Here is an 11,142-nt window from a genome sequence, read left to right as displayed (position 1 = left end):
CTCGTCGTGGGCGGAGGTCCGGGAGGGCCGAAAGAGGCCAAAGGGCCGGGCGGCGGAGCCGGGTCAGACGATGCCTTCCTCGATCTCCGCCTGCTCGCGGGCGTTGCCGTACGCCGACGGCGTGCTGTACGAGCGACGGGCGACGAACCACCACACGGTGGCCAGCACCAGCACCGCGATCAGCGCGATCGAGGCGTAGTTCATCGAGTCGACCGTCACCGGGGACGACTGCGGAAGAAGGAACAGCACGGTCACGATGGCCACCCACACCACGGCGATCCAGCCGATCGGCTTGCTCCACCGCCCCAGGTGCCAGGGCCCGCGCTCGAACCGGTGACCGGAGCGCAGCTTCAGGAAGATCGGGATCGCGTAGGCGGGGGTGATCCCGATGACGTTGATCGCGGTCACCGCGCCGTACGCGGTGGCGGAGTACAGCGACGGCAGTGCCAGGACCGCGGCGACCGCGACCGACAGCCACACCGCGTTGGCCGGAGTCTGGGTACGGCCGCTCACCTTGCGCCACAGTGCCGAGCCGGGCAGCGCGTTGTCACGGCTGAACGCGAACACCATCCGGCTCGCGGCGGCGACCTCGGCGTTCCCGCAGAACAGCTGCGCCGCGATCACGATCAGCAGCATCGCGGTGGCCCCGGAGGTGCCCAGTGCGTCGATCAGGATCTGCGCCGGAGGCACCCCGGTCGGGCTGTTCTGGGTGCCTGCGTAGTCCTGGATGGCGAAGGTCAGCCCGGCGAGCAGCACGAAACCGGCGATCCACGAGACCCAGATCGCGCGGACGATGCCCTTGGCGGCCGTCACGGAGGCGTTCGACGTCTCCTCCGACAGATGGGCGGAGGCGTCGTAACCGCAGAAGGTGTACTGGGCGAGGAGCAGGCCGATCGCCGCCACGTACAGCGGGTTGTGCCAGCCCGTGTCATTGACGAACTCGGTGAAGACGAACGACGGCGACTGGTGGTGCGAGGGCACCACCGCGAGCACGGTGACGATCACCGCGACACCGACGAGGTGCCACCACACGCTGATGGAGTTCAGCACACTGACCAGCCGGACGCCGAAGAGGTTCAGCGTCGCGTGCAGCAGCAGGATGCAGAGGAAGATGATCATCGTCTTGCCGGGGGTGGGGGTGAATCCCCACTGCAGGTTCATGAACGCGCCGGTGAACAGCGCCGCGCCGTAGTCGATGCCCGCGATCGCACCCAGCAGACCGAGCAGATTCAGCCAGCCGGTGTACCAGCCCCACTTGCGCCCGCCCAGCCGGTCCGCCATGTAGTACAGCGCCCCCGACGTCGGGTAGGCACTGGTGACCTCGGCGAGTGCCATGCCGACGCAGATGACGAAGAGCCCGACACCGGCCCAGCCCCAGAGCATCACGGCCGGACCGCCGGTCGACATGCCGAAGCCGTACAGGGTCATGCAGCCGGAGAGGATCGAGATGACGGAGAAGCTGATGGCGAAGTTGCCGAAGCCGCCCATGCGGCGGGCGAGCACCGGCTGGTAGCCGAGTTCGCGCAGGCGCTCCTCCTCGTCTCTCGGCGGTACGGCCTCCGCGCCCGACTGGGTCGGGGTGGATATGGACATCGGGAAAACCTCCATGAGCGGTACGGAAAAGAGGGGGACGGACGAGAGGGAAGGAAGGGGATGACGGCGGACGGGCCCGGACCGGCTCGGGGCCGGCGGACGGAACCGGCGGCCCCGGGCCGTCATTTCAGCGGCGCGGCCCCCGTCCGGGGGTGCGGGGCGCTGCCAGGCAGCGGCTGCGGGCGCGGAGGAAGACGTCCTCCGCGTCGCCGGGGCCCTTGCGGTCCCGGGTGCGGTACACCCAGGGAACGGAAGTGAAGTACGGGCCGAGCGCCTCGAACACCGCTGCCGCGTCCGCGAACTGCAGCGCGCCCCACAAGGCGTGGGCCAGGTAGTTGAGGTCGAGCAGCGAGCGCGCGACCGGAGCCGTACGACGGAACCAGAGGTCCAGCGCGCGGACCGCGTCCCGCTCCGCGTCCTCGGTGACCCAGTGCAGGTCGAGGGCCTTCTCGTGACCCTGCTCGCGGCGATAGCGCTCGACCCGCACATAGAGCGGCAGTGCGTGCAGCGCGGAGCCGTCCGGCGCCGAAGAGGCCGCCCACTGAACGAAGTTGACCGCCTCCGAGAGGGAACCGCCGGCCTTGCGGGCGTACACGAACTGGAGCATCCGGTGGTAGGCCTCGCGGTTGTACGGATCGCGTTTGTCGGCCTCCGCCAGCAGCCCCCACGGGCCGGGGAAGAGCATCGGGCCCGGCGGATGCAGCCGGTGTTCCTCCAACTGCTGCTGCTCGTCCAGCTGGGACAGGGCCAGCAGGCAGATCCAGGGCACCGGGTCCACGGGCGAGGCGTTCGCCGCCGTCCGGCAGGCCTGCCAGGCCTCCTGCCACAGTTCACGGGCCCGGTGGTGACCCTCGCGGTGGGCGCGCACCGCGCGTTCGACGACGACCCGCGCCTGCATCACCGCGCCGGCGATGCTCCGGGGCTCCTCGGCCAGCCAGGCCTGCACCGCGTCCGAACCGGCGGCCACCGCGCCGAGTACCTGGGTGCGCTGGGTCCACAGGGTCCAGTCCGGCGTGTTCTCCAGGAGGTTGCGCATGGACATCCAGCGTCCCGTGCGCAGATCCTGTAACGCGGCCCGCAGATCGTTGTCATGGCCGGCCGGGTGATAGACCGGCCGGAAATCACCGCTGGCCATGGACCTGCTCCGCCCTCGTACGACAGGCCGGACCGCGGGCCGTGATGCGACGGTCGATAGATCTTCTCAGCACGTCACGCAGCCCGGTGGCGGCATGGAACCCATGCTGATGCGGGAGGCCCGGGAGCCGGTGGAACAGTGCGCGGGACAGGGTTTCGATCTCATCAATCCTCAAGGACGTGGGGGGTGAAACAGCTGTTGGAGAACGAACTGCTCGAAAGCGTCCGGTTGTTGCACGGCGGTGAGTGTAAGGCCACCGCCGTCGATCTCCGGGCCGATTCGCGGATCTTACTCAAGTCCGTTCATTCAACCGGACGTTCAAAAGCGAACCTTCTGTTCGGGCAGTTCCGGTCAAGGGCCGGTCGGCCCTTGACGTACGAGGTGGTCTGCACCACTCTGGGCCGCGAGTTCAGTGATCACGATTCCGTTCAAGCCGCCGAGCTTCCGCACCGCTGGAGAAGTCGATGACAGGCCCGGTACTCGCCGTGGACCAGGGCACGTCGGGGACGAAGGCCCTGGTGATCTGTCCCGAGCGCGGCGTGATCGCTTCCGCGTCGGTGCCGGTGTCCGTACGGCACGGCTCCGCGGGAGCGGTCGAGACGGACCCCGCCGCACTGCTCGGCTCGGTCGTCGAGGCGGGCCGCCGGGCACTGCGGGAAGCGGGAGAGCCGGTCCGCGCGGTCGGCCTCGCCAACCAGGGCGAGACGGTGCTCGCCTGGGACCCGGCCACCGGGCGCCCGCTCACCGACGCGATCGTCTGGCAGGACCGCCGCTCCGCCGGACTCTGCGCCGGACTCGCCGATTACGAGGAAGAGCTGACCCGGCTCACCGGCCTCCCCCTCGACCCCTACTTCGCGGCGCCGAAGATGGCCTGGATCCGCCGGGAACTGACCCGCGAAGGTGTCGTCACCACCACCGACGCATGGCTCGTCCACCAGCTGACCGGAGCGTTCGTCACCGACGCGGCGACCGCCGGACGCACCCAGCTCCTCGATCTCGAGCAGGTCGGCTGGTCGCCCCGCGCCCTGGACATCTTCGGCCTCGGCGACGAGCGCCTGCCGGACGTCGTCGACTGCGACGGCACGGTCGGCACGACGACCGCCTTCGGCGGCGAACTCCCGCTGACCGGACTCCTCGTCGACCAGCAGGCGGCCCTCCTCGCCCAGAACGCCCTGGACCCCGGCAACGCCAAATGCACCTACGGAACGGGCGCCTTCCTCCTCGCCCAGACCGGGCCCGCCCCGCGCCGCGGCACCACCGGACTGGTCGGCTGCGTGGCCTGGCGGCTCGGCGGCCGTACGGCCTACTGCCTCGACGGGCAGGTCTACACCGCCGCCTCCGCCGTCGACTGGCTGGCCGGCCTCGGGGTCATCTCCGGCGCGGCCGACCTGGACCCCGTAGGCCGGACGGTCCCCGACTCCGGTGGCGTCACCTTCGTCCCCGCGCTCGCCGGGCTCGCCGCTCCCTGGTGGCGCGGCGACCTGCGCGGCTCGCTGACCGGCCTCGGCCTCGGCACCACCAGGGGCCACCTGGTGCGGGCCCTGTGCGAAGGCATCGCGGCCCAGGTCGTCGAGCTCACCGAGGCGGTCGCCACCGACCTCGGCGCACCGCTCACCTCACTCCGCGTCGACGGCGGCCTGACCCGCTCCGAGCTCCTCATGCAGACCCAGGCCGACCTGCTGCAACGGCCCGTCGAGGTGTCCGCGCTGCCCGACGCCACCGCGCTCGGCATCGGAGCGGTCGCCCGGCTCGGCCTCGACCCGCACCTCACCGTCCGCGAGGCGGTCCCCGACTGGAAGCCCGCCGCAGTGTACGAGCCCCGCATCGGCGCGGACCGGGCCGCCGAACGGCTCGCCGCGTTCCGGACCGGCGTACAGACCCTGCTGGACCATGCCTGACACGTACGAGAGTCACACCATGCGCACCACGATCACCACCTCCGGAACGCTGACGACCATGGAGCGGCCGCCCGGCACGGGCTTCGGCACCGGAGTCCCGGTGTACGACGTGACCGTCATCGGCGCGGGCGTCGTCGGCACCGCCATCGCCCGCGAACTGGCCCGCCACCCCCTGCGCACCGCCCTGCTCGACGCCTCCGACGACATCGCCACCGGCACGTCGAAGGCCAACACCGCCATCCTGCACACCGGCTTCGACGCCGTCCCGGGCACCCTGGAAGCCCGGCTCGTCCGCGAAGGACAGCACCGGCTGCGCGCCTACGCGGCCGAGAGCGGCATCCCCGTCGAGCGCGTGGGCGCCCTGCTCGTCGCCTGGGACGACGAACAACTGGCCGCCCTCCCCGCCCTGCTGGCCAAGGCCGAGCGCAACGAGTACCACGAGGCCCGCCTGCTGGATGGCGAGGAACTGCGCACCCGCGAACCCCGGCTCGGCCCCGGCGCCCTCGGCGCCCTGGAGATCCCCGACGAGAGCATCATCTGCCCCTGGACGACCCCGCTCGCCTACGCCACCCAAGCCGTGCGCGCCGGAGTCCACCTGCACCTCAACTGCCGGGTGAGCGCCATCGACGACGGCGACGGCCTCCACACTCTCACCACCTCCCGCGGCACCCTGCGCACCCGTCACCTGATCAACGCCGCCGGTCTCCACGCCGACGAGATCGACCGGCTGCTCGGCCACACCGAGTTCACCGTCACCCCGCGCCGCGGCCAGCTCCTCGTCTTCGACAAGCTCGCCCGGGACCTGGTCCGCCACATCCTGCTCCCGGTTCCGACCGCCGCGGGCAAGGGCGTACTCGTCGCGCCGACCGTCTTCGGCAACGTGCTGCTCGGCCCCACCGCCGAGGACATCGACGACAAGACCGCCACCGGATCGACCGCCGACGCCCTCACCCTGCTGCGCGAGAAGGGCCGCCGCATCCTGCCCGACCTCCTCGACGAGGAGGTCACCGCCGTCTATGCCGGACTGCGCGCCGCCATCGGCCAGGAGGACTACCGCATCCGCTGCCGGCCCGACGAGCGCCACATCACCGTCGGCGGCATCCGCTCCACCGGGCTCACCGCCTCCATGGCCATCGCCGCCCATGTGATGGAACTCCTCGGGGAATCGGGCCTCGACCTCGGCGAACCCGCCGAACTGCCGCCCGTCACCCTGCCCAACCTCGGCGAGTCCTTCCCCCGGCCCTACCAGGACGCCACGCTCATCGCCCGCGATCCCGCGTACGGCACCCTGGTCTGCCACTGCGAACGCGTCTCCGCGGGCGAGATCAGGGACGCCCTGACGAGCACCGTGCCACCGGGCTCCCCGGACGGCCTGAGCCGCAGAACGCGCGCGGGCAACGGCCGGTGCCAGGGGTTCTACTGCGGGGCCACGGTCCGCGCCCTGTTCGAGGAGGCCCGGTCATGACCCGGCACGAACGCACCGTCGACGTCCTGATCATCGGGGGCGGCCCGGCCGGACTCGCCGCCGGGGCCGAACTCGCCGCGTCCGGCGCGGGCCGCGTCGAGATCCTGGAACGCGAACAGACCGCGGGCGGCATCCCCCGCCACTGCCACCACGGCGGATTCGGCGGCCCCGTCCTCGGCAGGGGCACGGCCACCGGACCCGCGTACGCCCGAAGCTGCGTTTCCACCGCCCTGAGCGCCGGAGCCGCCCTGCGCACCGGCGTCACCGTCACCGACTGGGCCGGACCGCTCACCGTGGACACCACCGCACCCACCGGCCTCGAACGCATCACCGCCCGCGCGATCGTCCTCGCCACCGGCGCCCGCGAACGCCCCCGCAGCGCCCGGCTCGTCCCCGGCAGCCGCCCGCCCGGCGTCCACACCACCGGCGAACTCCAGCAGGCCGTCCATCTGTACGGGCGGCGCATCGGCGGCCGCGCGGTCGTCATCGGCGACGGGCCCGTCGGCCGTGCCGCGGCCGACACCCTGCGCGTCGCCGGCGCGGAGGTCGTAGCCCTGGTCACCGACCGGCCGCCCGCCCCGCTCGCCGCCCTGGCCCGGGGCCGCGACCGCACCCCCGTCCTCACCCGTACCACCGTCACCGCTCTCACCGGACGGGAACGGCTCACCGGCGTCGCCGTGCGCCACCACGACGGCCGGACCACCACACTGCGCTGCGAGACCGTCGTCTTCACCGGCGACTGGATCCCCGAGCACGAACTGGCCCGGCGCGGCACCGTCACCCTCGACCCCGGCACCCGGGGCCCCGCCTACGACGAGGCCCACCGCACCGACCGGACCGGCGTCTTCGCCGTCGGCAACCTGCTGCACGGCGTGGAGAGCGCGGGCCACGCCTTCGCCGAGGGCCGGGCGGTCGCCGCGCCCGTACTGCGCCACCTGACCACCGGCGCATGGCCCACCGGCAGGCCGGCCGTCGCCGTCGACGCCCCGCTGCGCTGGGTCGCACCCAACCTCGTCGGTCCCGACGGCACCCTCCCGACCGGCGGCCGCTTCCTCCTGCGCGCCGACCGAAGGCTCATCGCGCCGCTGCTCACCGTCCGGCAGGACGGCCGGGAGCTGTACCGGCGGCGGCTGTTGCGGCCCGCCGAGCCGGGCAGCTCGTTCCCGCTGCGCGCCGGCTGGCTCGACCGGGTCGAACCGGACGGCGGCACCGTACGGATCACGGTGTGCTGACCGTACGTCAGGGAATCAGCAGCCAGTCCGAACCGATGGCCGCCACCAGGCCCACGGCGAGCAGCCAACTGCCCAGCCGGGTGCGTCCGTTGCGGCTGAGCTCGATCACGATTCCGCACAGGATCAGCGCGAGCCCGTACACCCCGACCACCAGGACGGACGACCGGCTGGCGATCCGCAGGGCGAGGACCACCGCCATCGCGGCCATGCCCACCGCCGACAGGGCCATCCGCAGCCGTCTCGCCTGGCGAGGTGTCAGCTTCCGCCCGTCGGCCTCGTCGGCCGCGTCGAGCCCGTTCGTGCCGGCGCCGGATTCACCGATGTCCGCCGTCACCTCCGCCGTCGGACCGTCCGCCTTCGCGTCCGTCTCCGCGTCCGTCTTCGTCTTCGCGTCTACGGTGTCCGATTCGGCGGCTATCGGGGCCTTCGCGCCCTGGTCCTGCTCCTGGCCCTGGTCAGATGTGCTCATGACGCGCGATCGTAATGGCTGCGGGCCGCCCTGTTCGCCGCTCGGTGCGACGGGCGGCGAATCCGCTGCGGAGCGGACCGCTCCCGCACCCTCACCGCACCGGGCCGCGCAGCCGCGGAGCCCGCGCCACCGGATCGACACCCCGGCCGGACGCGGCCCCCTCGGCCACCTCGTCCGCCAGCCCTTCGGCCCAGCCGATCAGCCCCTCGACGCCGATCCCGTACGGCCGGGCCGGGGTGATGCCCCCGAGCGCCGCCGCACCACGGCGCAGCAGCCGGGCCCCGCCCCTCGCGTTGCCCCGGGCCGCATGGGTCAGCCCCACCGCCAGCTGCGCGAGCCCGCGCCACAGCTCCCGCTCCGTGTCCGGGCCCGACTTCCACGCGTCCTCGAACACCTCGTGCGCATGGAACGGCATCCCCGCGTCCAGCAGCCGCTGCGCCTCGCGCACGGTCTCCTCGGGGGTACGCACCACCCCCTCCGGCTGCCGCGCGACCCCCTCGCTCCCGTACGGAAGCGGGCGGCCCAGCCCGTCGCGCGGGCGCGCGTTGCGTGCCCTGCCCCCGGCGTCGCGGTCCCTGCGTTTCTCGTCCACTCCACGATTGTGCCCGCACCCGCGGTGAACTGTCCGAACCACTGTCCGTCGACCACCGTTCACGACTAGTGTCGAAATCCACACGCACCACCCTTGGGGAGGGTAGGGATGAAGCCGTCCCGGCCGCTGTACGAACGCGAACCGGAACTCGCCGCCGCCGCGCAGGCGGTGGACGCACTCTGCGGCGCCCAAGCCGTCGGCGGACTGCTGATCTTCAGCGGCGAGGCGGGCATCGGCAAGACCGCGCTGCTCGCCGAGATCCAGGCGATGGCCGCCGACCGCTGCACGGTCTGGTCCGCGCGGGGCGGCGAAACGGTCACCTCGGTGCCGTTCCACGTCGTACGCCAACTGCTCCAGCCGGCCTTCGACCAGTTCCCGCCCGACGAGGTACGTGCCCTGTTCGGTTCCTGGTACGAGGTCGCCGCACCGGCCCTCGGACTGGCCGAGCCGAGCGGCCCGCAGCCCGACCCGCAGGGTGTGCGGGACGGGCTGGACTACGTCGTCGGCCGCCTCGCCTCCCGGCTGAGCCACCGTCCGCTGCTGCTCGTCATCGACGACGCGCATTGGGCCGACGGCGAATCCCTCGCCTGGCTCGCCTCGTTCACCGCGCGCCTCGGCGAGCTTCCGGTCCTGGTCGTCCAGGCCCACCGCCCGGAGGAGCTGGCCGCCCGCGAGAAGGAGGACGGGGTGGGCGGCGCCCACCCCTCCCAGGTGCGGGTCGCGCTGCGCGCCCTCACCCCGGACGCCACCGCCGTACTGGTCCGCGCCGCCCTCGGTGAACACGCGGACGATCCCTTCTGCCGCGAGGTGTGGGCCGTCACCGGCGGCAACCCGTACGAGGCGGTCGAGCTCGTCGCCAAGGTGCAGGACCGCGAACTGGTGCCGCTCGACGAGTCGGCCGGACTGCTGCGCGAGCTCGGCGCCTCCGCTCGCGGCAGCGGGCTCGTCGCCCGGCTCGAACGGCTCGGTACCAACGCCACCCGCTTCGCGTGGGCCGCGGCGGTCCTCGGCACCGACATCTCCCAGGACCTGGCCGCCACCCTGGCCGGAATGACCTCGGCCGAGGCCGCCGACTGCACGGCGCGGCTGCGTGAAGCCCGCATCGTCACCGGCTTCGACCCGCTGGAGTTCGTCCACCCGCTCATCGCGAGCGCGGTCTACCGTTCCATCCCGCCGGCCACCCGCACCGCCATGCACGGCCGGGCCGCCTGGGCGATCAACAGGGCCGGGCTCGGCCCCGCCGCGGCCTCCCGGCACCTCCTCGAAGTCCACCCGGACGACGACCAGGAGCTCGTCGAGCAGCTCCGCGAAGCGGCCAAGCAGCACCTCGCCGTCGGCGCCCCGGACGCCGCCCGCCGCTGCCTCGAGCGCGCCCTGCGGGAACCCCCGCGCGAGCGCGCGAAGGCCACCCTGCTGTACGAGCTGGGCTGCGCCACCCTGCTCGGCTCCCCGGCCACCACCGTCCAGCACCTGCGCGACGCCCTCGGCATGCCCGGACTCGACGACGACCAGCGCATCGACGCCACCTACCGCCTCGCCGCCGCGCACTCCCACAACAACCAGCTCAAGGAGGCGGCGAGCGCCCTTGCCGCGGAGGCCGCCCGTACCGCCCCGGGCCCCGGCCTGATGCGGCTACAGGCCGCCCACTTCCTCTGGGAGGGCATGCAGGCCGCCGAGGACGACGGCCCCGCCCGCTCCGCCCGGCTCGCGCGCAACGCCGACCACCTGCACGGCCGCGACAACGCCGAGCGCGCCCTGCTCACGCTCCGCGCCTTCGACGCCATGCTGCGCGGAGAGAACGCCCAGCTCGTCGTCGACCTCTGCGAACGCGCCCTGGTCGACGGACACCCGGCCCGGGGACTCGGCTGGACCGACGCCGAATGGGGCTTCGAGCTGCCCACACTGGTCGGCATCACCTACGCCTTCACCGACCAGCTCGACCGCGCCGAGGAACTCTTCGGCGAGGCCGTCCGGGCCTTCGAGATCTCCGGCTGGAGCGGCGCGCACCTCGCGTTCGCCCACACCCTGCTCGGGCTGGTCCACCGCCGTCGCGGCAGGCTGGCGGAGGCCGAGGGCTTCCTGCGCGAAGGACTGCGCCTCGCCGACCGCGTGGGCAGCGGACTGCCGGTCCACTGGGACGCGGCCTGCCTGCTCATCGACACCCTGGTCGCCCGGGGCCGGGTCACCGAGGCCCGCGAGATCGCCGACCGCTACACCTTCTCGGCGCCCTACCCCAGCGCGATGGTGCTCCCCGACGGCCCGTGTGTACGCGGTCGGCTGCTGCTGGCCGAAGGCCGTACGAAGGAAGCGATCGCCGAGCTCGAAGCGGCCGGCCAGGGCCTCGAACCCCGCGGCAGGTTCAACGGCGTATGGGCCCCGTGGGCCGGTGACCTCGCCCGTGCCCTGGCAGAGGAGGACCCGGACCGCGCCGCCCGGCTCGCCGCTACCGCACGGGTCCACGCCGAACGCTTCGGCACGGAGACCGCGATCGGCGAGGCCTTGCGCTGCCTCGCAGTCTTCGCCGCTCCCGAGGAGGCCACCCGCCTGCTGGCCGAGTCGGTCCGCCACCTGGAATCGTCCCCGTCCGCGTACGAACACGCGCTGGCCCTCGTCGACTACGGCATCGCCATCTGCTCGCCCCGCGAACTGGCCCGGGCGTACAAACTGGCCACCGCCTGCGGCGCGGAATCCCTGGCGAACCGCGCCCACCAGGCACGGGCGTCGATCCGGTCCTCGGAGTGAGGTAATGTTTGTCCTG

9 protein-coding genes are annotated in these 11,142 nt (G+C 72.9%); 5 read left to right on the top strand and 4 right to left on the bottom strand.

Translation table 11 applies throughout. The features are described from left to right. Positions 1-63: 63 nt before the first annotated feature. Entirely contained in the window at positions 64-1,593 is a 1,530-nt protein-coding gene (locus ACFCV8_RS02395) for an amino acid permease (RefSeq protein ID WP_376683363.1), read from the bottom strand. Positions 1,594-1,720: 127 nt separating this feature from the next. Beyond that, entirely contained in the window at positions 1,721-2,728 is a 1,008-nt protein-coding gene (locus tag ACFCV8_RS02390) for a hypothetical protein (protein ID WP_376683362.1), read from the bottom strand. Between the two features lie 186 nt (positions 2,729-2,914). Here ACFCV8_RS02390 and ACFCV8_RS02385 point away from each other — a divergent pair, with 186 nt between their 5' ends. The 4 genes from ACFCV8_RS02385 to ACFCV8_RS02370 are packed head-to-tail and all read left to right on the top strand — an operon-like array spanning position 2,915 to position 7,323. Continuing rightward, on the top strand, positions 2,915-3,196 hold the full coding sequence (locus tag ACFCV8_RS02385) for a hypothetical protein (RefSeq protein WP_376683361.1): 282 nt from the start codon (positions 2,915-2,917) through the stop codon (positions 3,194-3,196). Continuing rightward, positions 3,193-4,626 carry an FGGY family carbohydrate kinase gene (locus tag ACFCV8_RS02380; RefSeq protein WP_376683360.1) on the top strand — a complete coding sequence of 478 codons (1,434 nt, stop codon included), beginning with the start codon at positions 3,193-3,195 and terminating at the stop codon, positions 4,624-4,626. The genes ACFCV8_RS02385 and ACFCV8_RS02380 overlap by 4 nt, the downstream gene beginning before the upstream one ends. A gap of 19 nt (positions 4,627-4,645) precedes the next feature. Beyond that, on the top strand, positions 4,646-6,091 hold the full coding sequence (locus tag ACFCV8_RS02375; protein WP_376683368.1) for an NAD(P)/FAD-dependent oxidoreductase: 1,446 nt from the start codon (positions 4,646-4,648) through the stop codon (positions 6,089-6,091). Next, positions 6,088-7,323, top strand: coding sequence for an FAD-dependent oxidoreductase (locus tag ACFCV8_RS02370; protein WP_376683359.1), 1,236 nt, complete (start codon positions 6,088-6,090; stop codon positions 7,321-7,323). Before ACFCV8_RS02375 ends, ACFCV8_RS02370 begins: the two co-directional genes overlap by 4 nt. Positions 7,324-7,330: 7 nt before the next feature. Here ACFCV8_RS02370 and ACFCV8_RS02365 read toward each other — a convergent pair whose 3' ends face one another. After that, entirely contained in the window at positions 7,331-7,792 is a 462-nt protein-coding gene (locus ACFCV8_RS02365; protein WP_376683358.1) for a hypothetical protein, read from the bottom strand. Positions 7,793-7,883: 91 nt separating this feature from the next. Then, positions 7,884-8,384, bottom strand: a complete 501-nt coding sequence (locus ACFCV8_RS02360) for a DUF309 domain-containing protein (RefSeq protein ID WP_376683357.1) — start codon at positions 8,382-8,384, stop codon at positions 7,884-7,886. A 108-nt stretch (positions 8,385-8,492) separates the two neighbouring features. Between ACFCV8_RS02360 and ACFCV8_RS02355 the strand changes: the two genes are divergently transcribed. Then, positions 8,493-11,126: an AAA family ATPase gene (locus ACFCV8_RS02355; protein WP_376683356.1), complete on the top strand. Its 2,634-nt coding sequence runs from the start codon at positions 8,493-8,495 to the stop codon at positions 11,124-11,126. The last annotated feature ends 16 nt before the right edge of the window (positions 11,127-11,142 follow it).

The organism is Streptomyces sp. NPDC056347, assembly GCF_042262625.1.
In the GTDB taxonomy this organism is placed as follows: domain Bacteria; phylum Actinomycetota; class Actinomycetes; order Streptomycetales; family Streptomycetaceae; genus Streptomyces.
Note: the sequence above shows the minus strand (reverse complement) of the source record. Positions and strands in the feature narration are given on the sequence as shown.